The sequence below is a fragment of the Priestia sp. VA7 genome, assembly GCF_055710015.1.
Window position 1 is genome coordinate 1,095,258 of record NZ_JBVQPN010000002.1, and the last position, 18,321, is coordinate 1,113,578.

General features: G+C 36.3%; 15 protein-coding genes and 1 pseudogene. All 16 read left to right on the plus strand.

All coding sequences use genetic code 11. From position 1 onward, the window contains the following. Window positions 1-8: 8 nt before the first annotated feature. On the plus strand, window positions 9-836 hold the full coding sequence (gene nikD, locus AC0C45_RS12045) for a nickel import ATP-binding protein NikD (RefSeq protein ID WP_034653050.1): 828 nt from the start codon (window positions 9-11) through the stop codon (window positions 834-836). Window positions 837-868: 32 nt separating this feature from the next. Further along, a complete protein-coding gene (gene nikE, locus AC0C45_RS12050) occupies window positions 869-1,690 on the plus strand; it encodes a nickel import ATP-binding protein NikE (protein WP_013082617.1) in 822 nt (273 codons plus the stop codon). Between the two features lie 101 nt (window positions 1,691-1,791). After that, window positions 1,792-3,108, plus strand: a complete 1,317-nt coding sequence (locus AC0C45_RS12055; RefSeq protein WP_237893809.1) for an MATE family efflux transporter — start codon at window positions 1,792-1,794, stop codon at window positions 3,106-3,108. A gap of 155 nt (window positions 3,109-3,263) precedes the next feature. Then, window positions 3,264-3,350: pseudogene (locus AC0C45_RS12060) on the plus strand (IS6 family transposase); the annotation flags it as partial. A gap of 358 nt (window positions 3,351-3,708) precedes the next feature. Further along, window positions 3,709-4,404, plus strand: a complete 696-nt coding sequence (locus AC0C45_RS12065; RefSeq protein ID WP_472928157.1) for a Na-translocating system protein MpsC family protein — start codon at window positions 3,709-3,711, stop codon at window positions 4,402-4,404. A 177-nt stretch (window positions 4,405-4,581) separates the two neighbouring features. After that, window positions 4,582-4,797 carry a hypothetical protein gene (locus tag AC0C45_RS12070; protein WP_034653043.1) on the plus strand — a complete coding sequence of 72 codons (216 nt, stop codon included), beginning with the start codon at window positions 4,582-4,584 and terminating at the stop codon, window positions 4,795-4,797. A 139-nt stretch (window positions 4,798-4,936) separates the two neighbouring features. Next, window positions 4,937-5,626: a Na-translocating system protein MpsC family protein gene (locus AC0C45_RS12075; protein WP_237893810.1), complete on the plus strand. Its 690-nt coding sequence runs from the start codon at window positions 4,937-4,939 to the stop codon at window positions 5,624-5,626. 117 nt (window positions 5,627-5,743) lie between these two features. Continuing rightward, on the plus strand, window positions 5,744-6,175 hold the full coding sequence (locus AC0C45_RS12080; RefSeq protein WP_034653039.1) for an anti-sigma regulatory factor: 432 nt from the start codon (window positions 5,744-5,746) through the stop codon (window positions 6,173-6,175). Window positions 6,176-6,680: 505 nt separating this feature from the next. Further along, window positions 6,681-8,069 (plus strand): aminotransferase-like domain-containing protein, encoded by a 1,389-nt coding sequence (locus AC0C45_RS12085; protein ID WP_257063188.1) that lies wholly within the window; start codon window positions 6,681-6,683, stop codon window positions 8,067-8,069. A 115-nt stretch (window positions 8,070-8,184) separates the two neighbouring features. Beyond that, window positions 8,185-9,510: an MFS transporter gene (locus AC0C45_RS12090; RefSeq protein ID WP_372588397.1), complete on the plus strand. Its 1,326-nt coding sequence runs from the start codon at window positions 8,185-8,187 to the stop codon at window positions 9,508-9,510. Between the two features lie 651 nt (window positions 9,511-10,161). After that, window positions 10,162-10,926, plus strand: coding sequence for an IclR family transcriptional regulator (locus AC0C45_RS12095; protein WP_047932989.1), 765 nt, complete (start codon window positions 10,162-10,164; stop codon window positions 10,924-10,926). A gap of 75 nt (window positions 10,927-11,001) precedes the next feature. Then, window positions 11,002-11,895: a fumarylacetoacetate hydrolase family protein gene (locus tag AC0C45_RS12100; RefSeq protein ID WP_472928158.1), complete on the plus strand. Its 894-nt coding sequence runs from the start codon at window positions 11,002-11,004 to the stop codon at window positions 11,893-11,895. Window positions 11,896-12,005: 110 nt separating this feature from the next. After that, window positions 12,006-13,472, plus strand: a complete 1,467-nt coding sequence (gene gucD, locus AC0C45_RS12105) for an alpha-ketoglutaric semialdehyde dehydrogenase GucD (protein WP_034653029.1) — start codon at window positions 12,006-12,008, stop codon at window positions 13,470-13,472. 102 nt (window positions 13,473-13,574) lie between these two features. Continuing rightward, window positions 13,575-14,879: an MFS transporter gene (locus AC0C45_RS12110; RefSeq protein ID WP_047932996.1), complete on the plus strand. Its 1,305-nt coding sequence runs from the start codon at window positions 13,575-13,577 to the stop codon at window positions 14,877-14,879. A gap of 309 nt (window positions 14,880-15,188) precedes the next feature. Next, window positions 15,189-16,109: a dihydrodipicolinate synthase family protein gene (locus AC0C45_RS12115; protein WP_280169010.1), complete on the plus strand. Its 921-nt coding sequence runs from the start codon at window positions 15,189-15,191 to the stop codon at window positions 16,107-16,109. A gap of 118 nt (window positions 16,110-16,227) precedes the next feature. Continuing rightward, entirely contained in the window at window positions 16,228-18,216 is a 1,989-nt protein-coding gene (locus AC0C45_RS12120; RefSeq protein WP_047933360.1) for a YjhG/YagF family D-xylonate dehydratase, read from the plus strand. Window positions 18,217-18,321: the final 105 nt, after the last annotated feature.

Below are 18,321 nucleotides of genomic sequence, written 5' to 3' on the forward strand. Positions count from 1 at the left end.
GAAGAAAGTTGGGAACAGAAGAGTCAAAAGTGTTACAAGTTAGAGATTTACGTGTTCAAATAAAAACAAAAAATGGTGTTGCAACTCTTGTTCAAGATATAAATTTTGAACTGAAGCCTGGGGAAATTCTTGGTCTTATTGGTGAAAGCGGTTGTGGTAAAACCGTTACAAGCATGTCCATTCTCCAGCTCCTCAATCGTAAGGAAACAACAATTGAAGGGAGCATAACGCTAAAAGGCCAAGAATTAAATGGTTTAGCTGAGAAAGAAATGCGTAAGGTTCGTGGAAAGGATATAGCCTTTATTATGCAAAACCCGATGAATGCTTTTACGCCAGTTTTTACTATTGGACACCAATTTATTGAGACTATTCGCTCTCATACGCATTGGAATAAAAAACAGGCAACAGAGCTTGCCGTTGAGTCAATGAAACAAGTGAATTTACCTGACCCTGACAAGCTTTTGAAATACTATCCTTTTCAACTGAGTGGGGGTATGCTTCAACGATTAATGATTGCTATTGCCGCAAGCCTGCATCCAGCTATTATTATTGCAGATGAACCGACAACCGCGTTAGATGTAAACAATCAGAAGAATGTACTACATCATTTAGATAAAATTCGTTCTGAATATGGTTCAGCAATTTTATTAATCTCTCACGACCTAGGAGTTATCTCTGAAATGGCAGATGAAGTAGCCGTTATGCAACATGGGAAAATAGTAGAAAAAGCAGGTGTATTTCAGCTATTTGATTCACCAACGCATGAGTATACAAAGAAACTGCTAAATGCAAGACCAGCATTATATTTAGAAGAACCTGTGATCAACTTAATTTGATATGTAAAAAGCATTTTATAAGAGGTGAACAAGTGAGTTTATTACAAGTAAATGAAGTCACTCATAGCTACGGAAACCGAACGTTTTTCAAATGGCAAAATCGTTCTAAGAAAGTACTTTCTGATATCTCCTTCTCTATTGAAGAAGGGACATGCTTAGGAATGCTTGGTACGAGTGGAGCCGGTAAAAGTACTTTAGGAAAAGTAATTCTCGGCTTGGAAAAGCCACAGCATGGACAGGTTCTTTTTCAAGGACATGACATCTATACTGTAGATAAATATACTCGCCAAAAAATTCGGCGTGATCTTCAAGTTGTTTTTCAAGATTCGTACTCAGCAGTTAATCCCCGAATGACGGCTGAACGTATTATTGCAGAACCGTTAGAAAACTATGAAAAATTAACATTGGCTGAACAAAAACGAACCGTGATTGAGTTATTAGAAAGAGTAGGGCTTGATGAAAAAGACTTAAAAAAATATCCGCATCAATTTAGCGGCGGTCAACTGCAAAGGATCAATATTGCAAGGGCAGTCTCTCTTAAGCCAAAGCTCATTGTTTTAGACGAATCTGTAAGCAGTCTAGACATGGTTACGCAAACTCTCATTTTAGAACTATTAAAGGAGTTAAAAGAAGACTTTGGTCTGTCGTATTTTTTTATTACACATGATATCAAAGCTGCTTATATGATTAGCGATACATTAGGTGTATTAGAAAAAGGAGAATTAATCGAATACTATAATTCGAAAAATCAGTTCTTTACTTCAAAAAATCCTGTGGTAAAAGAGATGAGAGGTTCTATACTTGCAGAGCATCCGCGTTTTCGTTCAATTAGAGCAAGAAATAATCATATCTAATTTAAAGGTGTACCCATGTATTTAAAGGCCTCGATTTCATCCACGTAATCGAGGCTATTGCTTTTGTGTTTAACTCAAAATGATAGAAGGAGGCCGGTTGGATGAATCATCGTACGTATCTTACTTTGGCGATTCCCCTGACAATCTCAACGATGACTACGCCTTTATTAGGTGCGGTTGATACTGCTGTTGTAGGGCAACTTCCAGCTCCAGCTTATATTGGAGGAGTTGCGGTAGGAACTCTTATTTTTAATACGTTATATTGGGTATTTGGTTTTTTAAGAGTTAGTACATCCGCCTTTGCCGCACAAGCAAATGGGGCAAGTGATCCAGATCAGGGAGTACTTGCTTTATCCCGGCCATTTTTATTAGCTGTAATAGTAGGGGTGCTTTTTATTCTTTTACAATGGCCGATTGAACATGCGGCTCTCTTAGTAATTTCTCCTGATGCTGATGTAAGTAGGTTTGCAGTAGAATATTTTAGGATTAGAATATGGGGAGCACCTTTTACACTGATGAACTATGTGATTCTTGGTTGGTTAATGGGAATGGCTAAGATTAAAGAATCTCTATGTTTACAGATACTTACAAATGTTTTGAATATGCTTTTAGCTATTCTTTTTGTCCATGTTTTTTCTTTTGATGTACAAGGAGTCGCTACAGCAACCTTGATTGCTGAAGTTACAGCCTTCATATTAGGAGTATTCATTATTTTGAAAGCATCTCCGTTTAAATGGAAAATGCCATCAATTCAGGCACTTATGGATACAAATTCTATGAAGAAGATGTTTAATGTTAACAAGGATTTGTTTATTCGTACTATTTGTTTACTGGTCGTTATTAATATGTTCACAGCAAAAGGTGCTTCGTTTGGCACAGAATTTCTAGCTGCAAATGCTGTATTATTTCAAATCCACTACATAATGGCTTATTTCTTTGATGGATTTGCTAATGCTTCCAGTATTCTTGTTGGTAAAGCAGTAGGGTCAAATGATAAAGAGCTATATAAAAAAATACTTACTTTATCTAGACAGTGGTCGGTAATAACAGCAGTTACTATAGCCAGTTTATATGCACTTTTTCAAGAGCAGGTTATTGGGCTATTTACGAATTTGCCTGATGTGATCGAACTTTCACTTACGTATGGAGTATGGCTTATCATCTATCCCTTTGTTGCTTGTTTTGGCCTTGTCCTTTATGGGGTTTTTACAGGAGCAACTGAAATTGCTCCCGTTCGAAATTCTATGATTTACGCGATGATTGTCTATATCATTATACAGATTACAGCAACTCCTATCTGGCATAATCATGGCCTATGGCTGGCTTTCATCATCTATACTATGGGGCGATCAGGGTTCCTAGTTATGTACACTCCTCAATTAAATAAAAAATTGTTACAGCTAAAGGGAGAAGGCTGAAAAATTTATAACAAAATAGCGCCAGTTCATTCATGAGGGAATCCTTCAAAAGCGGATATACTAACGGTGCTGCTACTATCCTAAATAGATGGGTTATTAAGAAAGTAGCCAGGGAGGACGGCCTCCTTTCTTAATAAAGGTGTGTTAAATGATTAGTGGATTTTTATCTAAGTAAAGCAAGAAATAAGCAAGCCGCCAAGTGCTTTTTTAAGAAAGCTTTGGCTTTTTTATACGTTTCCAAAGTTTAATTCTCTTTTACAAACAATTGTCCTTGCTCTAAAAATATATAGATTTCTACTAAGAAATAAAAAATTCGTTATCTGTCCCCACTGAATAAAAAAATTCCATTCATCATCTTATAATAAATTTCTTTATTGAAAACAGCAATACGAATCTAACGGATTCGTATTTTCCAGTGACATTCAAAATACTTCCCAAGCAATAGAAAGAAGAGGTTTTGAACGTTTATAATTAGGTTAAACATAAGGTAACAAATTATTTTTTATTTATTCTGTATATTTAAATTATTCGTTCGTAGTGGTACAATAAAATGATGGAAAGAAGATATGATGCTTCTTTCTTAATAAAGGATGAAGAAATATGGATATTAAGACTCTGCAAACAAAGCTGGCGAATAATGTGGGCAAATTGTTACGAGATAACTTTGGAAAAGGCCCTGAGGCTGTTCATGTTACGATATATGAACCTTATGTTGTTATTTATGTCAGTGGCTTCGTATCACCTATGGAGCAAGTACTGTTAAACCAAAATGAAGAACTTCAGGTTATGACTACAAGAGAGCTGTTGGTAAAGACTCTTGAACCTCAAATCACTGGGCAAATTAAAGGGATTACAGACCTCGACATACAGCACTTATATTATGATTGGAACTTAGATCACCACTCCGGAATTTTTGTGGGAGTGTGTCTGGACGATTTGAAAGCCGATTTGACTGAGGGGGACCCTTACCCAGGAAAACAAGCAATTCATGATCGAATTATAAAGATGAGTGAGATTGCCCAAAAAGGACCTGAAAAAATTTCTTCATATAAATTAAGCGATCGTACATTGGTCATCGTACGCGAGGGAATACTGGTGGCTATTGAAAAGCAGCTAATTTCGTTAGGTTTTGATGACACCTTACGCATCTCTAAACGTCCTTTGGAAAAAGGAATCTTACGACAAAACGATGACTATGATGAGATATTAAATGCGGACATTCTTGATATTTTTGTAGATTGGGATTTTGAAAAGGATAATAGTATTATTACACTTATCTTAAAACCAAAAAATTAATGAGGCAGTAATGAATTGGACACACTGTGCCAAACATAAGCCGAGGAAGCAAAGGACATACCTTTTCTTTTTCGGCTTATTTTTGTTGTCTAAAAAGAGTAAGTCCTTTTGTAACGGAATAATCCCCTAAAACAGCACCTAAAAATAGGATGTGCCAACAGAAAGGATTTGGTCGGGATGGCTGATAATCATGAGATTGTATTGTTTATGAAAGAGCTTCATCGATTGTTGCAGGATTACCAAAAGTATGACAATGAATTACACAAAGAAGAAATTAGCAAGGATATACTACTTTTAAGTACCATTATCTATGGAAGTAAAATTGGAATTTTAAATAAAAGAAGAATCTTTAAACACAGGAAATACAAAGCTAAACAGAAACCAATCTATTAAAGTTATACTAGTATGCCTCGTTTACACTTTATAAAAAGTGAATTCTTATTGCCGAAAATGATCTTATGAGGAAGAAGGATTTTTCATAAAACATCACGAATAGTATACCTTATGAAACTAGAAACTAGGTGCACCATCTATGGATAAAACGAAACTGGAAAAAGAATTAAGTAGCTATATGGGAAGGTTACTTCGTGAAAACTTTGGAAGAGGTCCTGGAGGTGTATTCACCATCATTTCTCCTCCTTTTATAACCGTTTATTTTAAAGCCTTTTTATTACCTTTAGAAAAGACTTTGTTAGACAAGGGACAAGTTATCTATGTTCAAAAAACACGTGATTTGTTAATGGAGACTCTAATTGAAGAGATAAAAGGATATATACAATTAAATATACATTTAGATATTGAAGAATTTTATTATGATTGGAATTTAGAGCTGCAGTCTGGGATGTTTATCATGATCCATTCGGATAAAGAAAACATAGCTAATCATTCCTATAAAAATCAGAAATTGCTGCATAAAGAAGTTGAGGAAGTAACTCAAAAAGCAGAAAAGTTCCCTCACAATGTTTCTTCTTATCTATTAGATCAGAGAACACTTCTTATAATCAGGGAAGGTATTATGGTAACTATAGAGAAAGAATTAGTTCAATTAGGATTTGAAGAAAACCTTACTTTGGCTAAAAGAAATCTCGAAAAAAGGCTACTTCATGAACATAGTCAATCGTTAGAAGTAATTTTAGATTCAAAGGTAACAGATATACTAGTAGCATGGGACTTTCATAAAGATAAAAGTACAATTCTTCTGATTTTAAACCCAACTTCATAACGGCATTGATAAGCTAGGCACTGAACTAGATGTAGGCCAAAAAGAAAGGTTATGTAACCTTTCTTTTTGGCCTATTGTTTTTTTACTACTATTAAAATAAAGAAAGTGGTGATAATTATGCTATTTCAATCGGATGAAAGAAAGGAACTTTTAACTGTTGAGATACACACGGAAGTGGATATAGTAGAAGCGCGTCAGAAAGGGCGAATGTTTTCTAACTGCTTAGGCTTCAGCGCACTTGATCAGGCCCGAATTATTACGACTATTTCAGAATTATCCAGAAATATATATAAATATGCCACTAACGGAAAAATTACAATGGAAATAATAGAGAAAAAACCTGAAATAGGACTCAAAATAATAGCTATAGATAAAGGACCAGGCATTAAAAATATTCAAAAAGCGCTAGAAAGTGGCTATACAACGTCAGGAGGGTTAGGCGTTGGTTTATCAGGGGTGAAAAAATTAATGGACGAATTCACCATATCATCTCAAGAAGACCATGGCGTTAACATCCAGGTTATAAAATGGAAAAAAAGAAATAAGTAAAAGGAACACAAGTTAAACTGTAAACATTTATCTACAACAGTAGGTAAAGATTTGTATAGATTTATCAGTAGTCAGACTGAAAAATCTATTTTTCATTAAGCACTATTAAGGTCAAAAAATTTTAAAAAGTTTAAGAAAGAACGGACTTCCTCTTTACAAAAGACTCCTTTATTGAATAGGAGATAGCTTCTAAAAACATCATCCCCTGATGATCCTGCTCTAGGATAAGGTTAAGATATTTCACATGCGTGAGTTGGTACCTTCAGCATGTGTTTCTCCTCTATTAACTCTTAGCAGTAGGACAAAAATGTTTCTTCGTAGTAGTCACAAGAGGCTTAGAAACATGAAAAAAAGGTGTAGAAAAGTATGAGCAATTGTATTTAATCGTTAAAATAATTGATCATAATCAAGCCTCAAAAACCGTAGATTCTTGGAAATTATTAATAATGATAATTGTGATATAAACAGTGCAAGTATATAATTGTGTGAAAAAAGGATGGATACTATGCCGATTAATTCGTTTGAAAACTATCCGATGAGCTGGAAACCATCTGTTGATAAAACAAGAAAGCCTATTTACCAAGCCATTGCAGGACAATTGGAACAGGATATTATCAAGGGAGTTTTATTACCTGGAACAAAACTTCCTCCACAGAGAGAGCTAGCCGATTATTTAGATTTAAATTTGAGTACGATTTCAAAAGCATTTAAAGTGTGCGAGCTAAAGGGTTTATTAAGTGCTACTGTTGGAAGCGGTACATTCGTATCGTATGATGCGTTATCCAATGCGTATTTACTCGAAGATATAAAGCCTAGCCACTTAATTGAAATGGGCGCGACACTGCCAGACAATGATTCATACGAGCCACTTCTCCTTCAACTAAAAGATATGCTACAAGAGACTGATTACGAAAAGTGGTTTAGTTACGGGAGGCCAGGTGAAAGTCTTTGGCAAAAAGATGCAGCTGTAAAGATAATGAGAAGAGGTGGATTCAAAACAACAGTTGATCATATTTTATTTGCAAATGGAGGACAAAATGCAATTGCTGCAATACTAGCGAGTCTTTGTCAGCCTGGAGATCGCATTGGTGTTGATCATCACACTTATCCAGGTTTAAAAACGGTTGCAGCTATGCTTAGTGTGCAATTAGTACCGATAAAATCAAAGAATTATGAAATGAGTCCAACTGCTTTTGAATATGCATGTAAAAATGACAATATTAAAGGCATTTACTTGATACCCGACTATCATAATCCAACTGCTTGCTGTATGTCCGTTAAAAACCGAGAAAGGCTTGCTGTGATTGCAAAAAAATATAACCAATTTATTATTGAAGATGCAACGTATCATCTCCATCATGAGCGACCAATGCCAGCAGTGGCATCATATGCACCAGAACAAGTCATCTATATTGCGAGTTTATCAAAATCAATAGCACCAGGATTACGACTAGCATATGTAGCAGCACCTAGTCGATTTAAAGAGCCTATTTCAAAGGCACTTTATAATTTAAATATATCAGTTTCACCATTATTAGCAGAGCTAACAGCACGTATTATTGTGTCAAATCAATTTGAATCCTTAGTAGAGAATCATCGTGAACAAGCTATTCTCAGAAATCGAATTGCAAATCAATATTTAGAAAATTACACGTGTTTAGGTATGGAAACTGGTATATTTCGTTGGTTACTATTACCTGAAAAGATTACAGGTGCAGAATTTGAAACATTAGCTGCGCAGCAGGGCGTACAAGTGTATGCAGCAGAACGCTTTGTAGTTGGAAACAGTTGTCCAGAAAGAGCTGTAAGAATCGCTATCTGTGCACCAAAAACGATTGGAGAGCTTGAGCAAGGATTGATTATCCTTAAACGTTTACTTAACGACTATTTATAATATTGTTTGCCATACAATTATAATATTGTATGGATTTTTTATCCATGTTATGATAATCCAAATCTAGTGAGAATATTTTCAAAAATAGAATGAGTTTTCTGAAAGGAAGGTTATGATGGTAAACGAGGATCATATAAAAGCTTTAGACAACCAATCAACTTGTTTACAAGAATATGTTAATTCACCAGAGAAACAAAAAGCTTTATATAAACGCACCTTATTCGTTGTAAGTGTTTCTCAAATCTTTGGCGGTGCAGGATTGGCAGCAGGAGTTACTGTCGGTGCACTTATTGCACAACAAATGCTTGGTACAGATGCCTATGCGGGAGTACCGACGGCTCTATTTACTTTAGGATCTGCAGGAGCTGCTTGGTTAGTAGGAAAGCTTTCTCAAAAAAAAGGGCGACGTGCAGGACTTACGACGGGTTTTATTCTAGGGGGAGTTGGAGCGATTGGTGTTATTTTTTCTGCCATTCTTAATAGTATTTTTCTTCTTTTTCTTTCGCTCCTCGTTTATGGATCAGGAACAGCTACTAATCTACAAGCGCGTTATGCAGGAACAGATTTAGCCAAAGCAAAACAACGGGGGACCGCTGTTAGTATGGCCATGGTTTTCACTACATTTGGAGCCGTTGCAGGCCCGAATTTAGTTGATGTGATGGGAAATTTTGCTCTTTCTATTGGTGTCCCAGCACTTGCAGGCCCTTTCATTTTAGCAGCAGTTGCATATATAGTAGCTGGTCTTGTATTTTATATTATACTGCGTCCGGATCCGTTACTGATTGCAAGAGCAATAGAAGCGAATAAACAAGAACGTAACGCTCAAAAAAATTTAACAAATACTCAGCAATCAACGAACAAAAAAGGAGTGGCTGTTGGGGCCACAGTTATGGTCCTTACTCAAATTGTGATGGTTGCTATAATGACCATGACACCTGTGCACATGAAACATCATGGCCACGGGCTAACTGAAGTAGGAGTTGTAATTGGCTTTCATATTGGTTCTATGTATCTTCCTTCATTATTTACAGGGGTTTTAATTGATAAAATTGGACGAACGGCGATGACAATTGCTTCAGGAATTATCCTTCTTTTAGCTGGGCTGGTAGCAGCTATGGCACCGAGTGATTCAATGGTTCTTCTAGTGGTTGCTCTATCGTTGCTTGGATTAGGATGGAACTTAGGTTTAATTAGCGGGACAGCTCAAATAGTGGATGCTACAGAACCATTAACACGTGCGAAAACACAAGGTACTATAGACGTTTTAATTGCTTTAGCAGGAGCTTCAGGAGGAGCCTTATCAGGAATAGTTGTGGCTCAATCAAGTTATGCCGTTTTATCATTAAGTGGAGGAATTCTATCTTTGATATTAATTCCGGTTATCATATGGGCTTATAGGAGTACAGGTGAAAATAAAGTTAAAGTAGGTCAAGGACTTTAATTTATCTGTGGTATGGAAGCCTGGCTCTCAAATAAATGATGTTACTCAAGTTTACTTGTATTCTTCCACTTTCGTTTAAATAATAAACTTATCGGCAATCAATAAATTTGTTACCTTTCTTACAGACGATACACTAACATTTCAATCACACGAAAAACCTTCTACCTAACAGAGTAGAAGGTTTTTCGGTTTCAATTATTCATTGAAAATAGGTGTTTTTTTAAGAAATGTTTGGTGAATCCCCCCATGTAAAACTGTTTTAAGACTAAGTTTAATGTTCTCTTTTACTCAGGCAAACGTACACTCGCTATAATTGTGAAAAGCAAACTCTCATGCTAGAGAGCTTGCTCTTTTTACTTCCTAATATATAAATCCTGTTTGACAAAAAACGATCTTTTTCAAGTACACCAAAAACGCACATTTATGATACATAGATTTTGAGTAAGTTTTAAAACAGGAATAAGATATGATTATGAAGGAAAAGAATTGATTATAATCAATTCTCAAAAATCATGACTTGTAATATAGTCTTCTACATTTGAATAAAAAAGTGGTTGACTTTTCAGAATAATTAGTATTATAGTTATATTATAAAATTGTTTGTAATAATAAAAACAAGTTTTATAATATAAAACAAAAGGGTGAAACTCCATGCCTATTATTCAATCAGTAGATCGCGCCCTTCGTATCCTTGACCTATTTGATGAACATACGACAGAATTGAAAATAACAGATATAAGTGATCAAATTGGTCTTCACAAAAGCACTGTTCATTCATTATTGAAAACGCTTCAACAACGTGGCTACATTCATCAGAACCTCGAGAATGGAAAGTATGGACTAGGGATGAAACTTTTTGAAAGAGGAAACTATGTTATTCAGTCTTTAGATATTAGACAATTAGCTAAAAAATATCTGATGGATTTATCAGCAAAAACAGGACAAACTACACATTTAGTCATCTTAGATGGTAAAGAAGGAACGTATATTGATAAAGTTGAAGGTCCTATGGCTGTTATTCTTTATTCCCGAATAGGAAAAAGAATTCCACTTCACTGTTCTGCAGTAGGAAAAGCTTTGATTGCTTTTAAAGAAAAGGATGAACTACAGAAAATTTTATCTGGGTATGAGTATACTGAGCAAACCGAATTCACCATTACAAATGAAATTGAATTTTTGCAGGAACTTGAAAAAGTTCAAAGTCAGGGTTATGCCGTCGATAATCAAGAGAATGAACCTGGTGTCCGTTGCATTGCAGCACCTATTAGAAATCACGAAAATAAGGTTATTGCCGCTATAAGTCTTTCGACACTTATCGCAGGAGTAGATGACATTCAGTTAGGAATCTTTGTTCAGCAACTGAAACAAGCAGCTTCCGAATTATCAGAGCAGATGGGGTATGGGATACCGATTTAATAAAGAGGTTCCCTTCTCTTTTGTCTATATTAAAAAACTGAGTTTTATATTATAAAACAAATGGAGGTTATTTATATGCGTATTATTCGATATTTAAGTGAAGATTCAAAACCTGTTTTGGCAGCCCTTACATCAGAAGAAACAGTTTACCCTCTTGAGCAGGAAGGGTTTATAGAACTAATTCATCAAGCGAACGCACAAAAGATCTCTCCTCTTTCTTTTGTTCAAAATATGATTTCTAAGTCTAAGCCTATCCCACAATCTATTGAAGAACTTTCATTACTTGTACCTATTATTGCTCAAGAAGTATGGGCTTCCGGAGTTACTTACGAACGTAGCCGCGATGCTCGAAACTATGAAGCTACAGATGGAAAATTAGACGCTACCACATTTTATGACAAAGTATATGACGCAGAACGTCCAGAAATTTTCTTTAAATCTACAGCTGCTCGCACAGTTGGACCCAATCAGGAAGTTTATATTCGTAGTGACTCTAAATGGCAAATTCCTGAACCAGAACTAGGTTTGATTATTAGTCAGGAAGGTAAAATCCTTGGTTATACAATTGGAAATGATATGAGCTGCCGTGATATTGAGGGAGAAAATCCTCTTTATCTACCACAGGCAAAAATGTGGAAGCATTCTTGTTCTATTGGACCAGCCATTCTCCTCACCGAATCCGTAAAAGATCCATATGACTTTGATATCATATGCCGTATTTATCGTCATGGAAACCTTGCAGTAGAGGGAACAGCTAGTACACGTCAATTAAAAAGAAAATTTGAAGAATTGGTTTCGTTCTTAGTGCGTGATAATGAAATTTTTGATGGCACCGTATTATTAACTGGCACATGTATTGTACCACCAAATGACTTTACATTATTAGAAGGGGATCAGATTGAAATTGAAATTCCTAGCATTGGTATATTAAAAAATAGTGTAAGGTTATTAAGCAAAATTTCGGTCTAATTAAATGATTTCAAACTTAATTATTAAACTCAAATTATTTTTTTGATTTTAAATATCAGAAATTTATGAATTTATTAACTTTTGATTCAGATAATATGGAGGGAAATATGATGAATATAACAACAGAAGAGAAAATGTATTTAAACTATATTGATGGAGACTGGGTAACGGGTTCTGTGGAGCAAGTGGATAGCAGTACCAATCCTGCTAATCGACATGATGTAGTCGGTTATGTACAGCATTCTGAAAAAGAAGATTTAGATCGTGCTGTTGCTTCTGCTAAAAAAGCTCAGGTTTCCTGGAATAAACTGTCCGGGGCTGCTCGTGGTGAATATTTGTATAAAGTAGCAAATATGCTTGAGCAGCGCCTAGATGAAATAGCAAAGACAATGACCCGCGAGATGGGAAAAACATTTCCAGAAGCAAAAGGTGAAACTGCAAGAGGGGTCGCAATTCTTCGCTACTATGCAGGAGAAGGTCTAAGAAAAGTAGGAGATGTCCTACCTTCAACAGACTCTGAAGCATTTATGTACACAACCCGTGCTCCTCTTGGGGTAGTGGGTGTTATTACACCTTGGAATTTCCCAGTAGCTATTCCTATTTGGAAGATTGCTCCTGCTCTTATTTATGGAAATACTGTTATTTTGAAGCCAGCTCGAGAAGCAGCAGTTACTGCTGCAAAAGTTATGGAATGTTTTGCAGAGGCAGGTTTGCCACGTGGTGTGATTAATATGGTAACGGGTTCTGGTTCTGTTATCGGACAAGGTATTATTGATCATCCAGATATTAATGGGATTACGTTTACAGGGTCTGATGCAGTCGGTAAACAAGTTGGTTTAGGCGCACTAAAACGTGGTGCAAAATATCAATTAGAGATGGGCGGAAAAAATCCAGTTATCGTTGCTAACGATGCCGATATTGAACAAGCAGTAGAGGCAACTATTAGTGGAGGATTGCGTTCCACTGGACAAAAATGTACAGCTACAAGTCGTGTAATTGTACAAAGTAAAATTTATGATGAATTTAAAGAAAAGCTGATTGAACAAGTGAAAGAAATAAAAGTTGGAAATGGCCTTGAAAAAGATGTTTGGATGGGGCCTTGTGCAAGTGAAGACCAGCTTAACACGGTACTTGCCTACGTAGAAAAAGGTGTTGAAGAAGGGGCTTCGTTAGTTTATGGAGGTAAACGTCTAGTTGAAGGGAATTTGGCTGATGGTTTCTATATGGAGCCTACTATATTCGAAAACGTGACTAGTGGTATGACTATCGCTCAAGAGGAAATCTTTGGTCCAGTACTTGCCCTTATGAAAGTTGAAACGTTAGAAGAAGCACTGAATGTTGCAAATGATGTAAAGTTTGGACTCAGTGCTTCCATTTTTACGAAATCAATTGGGCGTATGCTTTCATTCGTAAATGAGATGGATGCTGGTCTTGTGCGTATCAATGCAGAATCTGCCGGGGTAGAATTACAAGCACCATTCGGAGGAATGAAACAATCTAGCTCTCACTCTCGTGAACAAGGTCAAGCTGCAATTGAATTCTTTACTTCTATTAAAACAGTATTTGTAAAACCGTAACTCCATTCTTTAATCATTGTATGAAATTAAATAATGATAAGGAGGTGCATAACTATCACTTCGTTTGTTTTCATCTATTTTAATTGATTAGGAGATAAACAAATGCAAATTGAAACTAAAGAGCCCGTGCTTTCTACTGCACCAAAAAAAAATTGGAGATGGACGGTTGTAATCTGGTTAATTATAGGTGGGTTTATCAACTACCTAGATAGGGCAAATCTATCCATTGCTGCTCCGCAAATGATGAAAGAGTTACATTTAACAAAAACAGATATAGGACTTTTAGGTACAGTTTTTTCATGGTCTTATGCTTTAATGCAACTTCCTGCTGGTTGGCTAATTGATCGTTTTGGTACAAAAAAGATATATTCAATTGCAGTTTTGTGGTGGAGTGGAGCTACATTTATGATGGGACTCTTTAATAAGCTACCTTCATTTATTATTGTAAGGTTACTACTAGGGGCTGGTGAAGCACCTTGCTGGCCAACAGGTGCAAAAATAACATCTTATTGGTTTCCAAAAAAAGAAAGAGGATTTGCAACAGGCCTCTGGGATTCGTCATCGAAATGGGGTCCTGCTATTGCTCCTCCTCTTTTAGTCGCAATCATGTTGGCTTTTGGATGGAGATCATTATTTTATATTACCGGTATTGCAGGAGTGTTATTTAGTATTGCTTTTTGGATTTTTTATAAAAACCCTGAACATAGCAGAAAACTTTCTAAAGAAGAATTCGAATATATTCAATCAGAAGGTGCTGGCTTTGAGGAAAACCTAGTAAATTCAAAAATTAAATGGAGATCGTTATTTAAATACAAAACTGTTTGGGGAATGATTTTAGGATTCTTCTGTACCATTTGGATTTGGAATATCTTCTTAGTCTTCCTTCCTCTATATCTCGTTGAAGTGCATGGGGTTACGCTTCAAGAGCTAGGCATTTATGCAAGTATCCCGTGGGTGGGTGGAATATTTGGTGCTATTTTTGGAGGGTATCTTACAAAAAAACTAGTAGATAAGGGCATAACGTCTCCAGTTAAGGCAAAACGTGCGCTAATTAGTATCTGTGCTATATTAGCTGCTATTGTGGTGATTTTTGTTCCTTTTGTGGATAGTCTTGCTATGAAAATAACTTTATTCACACTAGCACTTTGTTTTATTTCCGCAATTACAGGAAGTGCTTGGGCTCTTGCTGGTGATATTGCCCCTCCTTCTATGGTTGCATCTGTAGGCGCTATACAAAACTTTGGAGGTTATTTTGGAGGTGCACTCTCACCCTTTATAGCAGGTTTAATTGTAGATAAGACTGGATCTTACTCTCTTGCCTTCATATCAGGTGGTATTATTGCAGGATGTGCAGCACTTTGTTATTGGTTTTTAGTGAAAAACCCTATTCAAGAGAGAGTAGAATAATAAAATGACTATAAATAATGTGATATTAAGGAGGCTAAGCAAAGATTTATAATAACATTGCTTAGCCCATAATAACTAAATTCTTATTAGGTTAATTAAAGCATTTAAAAAGAAACAATTCTAGCTACTACACGTATCTAAAGAGACCCTTTATTAGAAGAAAGTCAATTCTTAACAAATAGAAGATATAGTAATCTCTTATTATCTTTTTGCCAAAATACAAAAAAATTATATTTAAACAATTAAGTTAAGTTTTTATATGAGCTTAAAAAATTTGTTTTTATTAAATTTTAAAAGGATGGAAATATAATGAAAAAAACAACAAGGTTTCATGGGGTAATTCCGCCTGTCTCTACAATAGTAGATCAAAATGAATGCTTAGATGAAAAAGGAATGAAAAATTTAATTGACTTTCTAATTGAGTCTAAAGTAAATGGGCTGTTTTTTTTAGGGTCGGGCGGAGAATTTAGTCAAATGTCAACTTCTTTAAGGAAGAAAGTAGCAGAATTTGCAGTTCAATATGTAAATGGACGTTTGCCAGTTTTAATTGGCACTGGTACTCCAAGCACAAAAGAGACTATCTCACTAAGTATGCATGCAAAAGAAATAGGGGCAGATGGGATCGTAGTTATTAACCCATATTATTGGCCGTTATCCGAGGATAATCTCTTTCAGCATTTTGCTCAAATTGCTGAAAAAGTAGATATGCCCACCCTTTTATATAATTTCCCAGCATTAACAGGCCAAGATTTATCGCCAGAATTTGTTCTTAAACTAGTCGAATCTTATCCTAATGTTGTAGGCATTAAAGAAACCGTTGATGCAGTCTCTCATACAAGGGAAATGATTTTAACTGTAAAGGCTGCCCATCCTGATTTTGCTGTTTTCTCAGGATACGATGATCATTTTTTAAACACGTTATCTCTCGGTGGAGATGGCTCCATTCCCGGCACTGCAAATTTTGCACCAGAGTTTTCTGTAAATATTTATCAATCTTTTATGGACAAAGACTATGCTCGCGCAATTGAATCACATCGTCTATTGTCAGGTTTATTATCCTTATATCAAATAGATAAGCCTTTTGTAAGTATAATTAAAGAAGCTCTTTCTTTAAGGGGGATAAAAGTTTCTACAAACATGATAGCTCCAGCTCGCGAACTTAGTGAAAGAAAGAAGGAACAAGTAGAACAAATACTAGGCCAGGCACTAGGGACAGAAAAATTTTCATAAATTATTAATGAAAGATGTTTTTTTCGAGGAACCTATATTCTCCAATTAATCGAAGATAGTATGTGCAACATAAAAATATATCTTTTTTATAAAAAATCTTATTAACGGAGGAATACATATGTCATTGCAATCCATATTTGGCGAAGAGGATGTATCTCTTTATAAAATTCAAACTCATGCGAAGGGAGCAGATGGTTCACTCCCACTTACACCCGAAATGTTGCTAGATTCACCAAGTGGTGACCTTTTTGGATTATCACAAAATGTTGGTATGGGCTGGGCACCTTCAAATCTACTTGGAAAACAAGTTCTAATTCTCGGTACTCAAGGTGGAATCAGGAATCATGATGGTACTCCAATTGCATTAGGCTATCATACTGGGCATTGGGAAATAGGTTTATTAATGAAGGCATCAGCCCAAGAGATCAGTAGACAAGGTGGCGTGCCCTTCGCAGGGTTCGTAAGCGATCCATGTGATGGGCGCTCCCAAGGAACTGCTGGTATGTTTGATTCCCTTCCTTTTCGAAATGACGCGGCTATAGTTTATCGAAGATTAATTCGCTCACTGCCTACTCGCAGGGCAGTTATTGGAGTAGCTACATGTGATAAAGGTCTTCCAGCAATGATGGTAGCTCTGGCATCAATGCATGACTTGCCAACTATCATTGTCCCTGGAGGTGTTACTCTTCCACCTACAAATGGAGAAGATGCAGGAAAGATTCAAACAATTGGGGCAAGATACGCAAACAACGAAATTACTTTGCAAGAAGCTGCTGACCTTGGATGTCGTGCTTGTGCTACACCGGGAGGAGGATGCCAATTTCTTGGGACAGCTGGTACCTCTCAAGTTGTTGCGGAAGCTGTTGGAATGGCTTTACCCCACTCAGCACTAGCACCTTCAGGCCAGTCAGTATGGATGGAGATGGCTAAGCAATCAGCACGTGCAGCTTTAGAAATGGAGAAGAAAAAGATTTTCACCAAAGATATAATTACAGATAAAGCTATAGAGAATGCTATGGTTATTCATGCAGCTTTCGGGGGTTCAACAAATTTATTACTTCATATTCCAGCAATTGCTCATGCAGCTAATTGTAAGATACCTACCGTTGAAGATTGGACTAGAATCAATAAAAAAGTTCCTCGTTTGGTCGATGTACTACCAAACGGTCCTGTAGGCCATACAACTGTTAAGGTATTCTTAGCAGGTGGAGTACCGGAGGTGATGCTTCATTTGAGAAAATTAGGTGTTTTGCATGAAGATGTACTAACAGTTACTGGAGAAACTCTTGGTTCAAACCTCGATTGGTGGGAAAAATCAGAAAGACGTGCAATTATGAAAAAACAATTGTTAGAAGCTGATGGAATCAATCCTGATGATATTATTATGGATCCAGCCAAAGCAAAAGAAAAAGGTCTAACTTCCACAGTTACATTCCCGAAAGGAAATATTGCCCCTGAAGGATCAGTAATTAAATCAACTTCTATTGATCCATCTGTGGTAGGAGAAGATGGGGTATATCGCCATATAGGAAAAGCAAAGGTCTTTACTTCAGAAAAAGCAGCCATAAAATCGATTAAAACAGGAGGCATAGAAGCAGGAGATATAATGGTGGTTATGGGCGGTGGTCCTTCAGGAACCGGAATGGAGGAAACATATCAATTAACATCGGCACTAAAACATTTGTCTTTTGGAAAACATGTCTCCTTACTTACAGACGCGCGTTTCTCTGGTGTCTCTACTGGTGCATGTATCGGACATATTGGACCTGAGGCATTAGCTGGGGGACCAATTGGAAAATTGCGTGATGGAGACATAATTGAAATCATTATTGACCGTAATCAATTAGTGGGTTCAGTTAATTTTGTTGGAACAGAGAATACGAGACTTTCTTTAGAAAAAGCAACTAAAGTCCTGCAAGAACGTGACCTTCATCCAGAACTAAAACCGGATCCGGGTCTTCCAGATGATACTCGTTTGTGGGCTGCGCTTCAATCGGTTAGTGGAGGAACGTGGCGTGGAAATATCTATGACACAGATCGAATTATTGAGGTTCTAAAAGCAGGCGTAGAAGCATTAGACAAAGAAAAAACATTAGTACAGAATTAACCTATTAATATTAATTTAATTTAGGGACTTAATTGAAAGCGTTTACCAAAGGGCGTTTTTTCGAATAATTGTACTTTATGACTAGTAAACAAAATAGCATAAGCG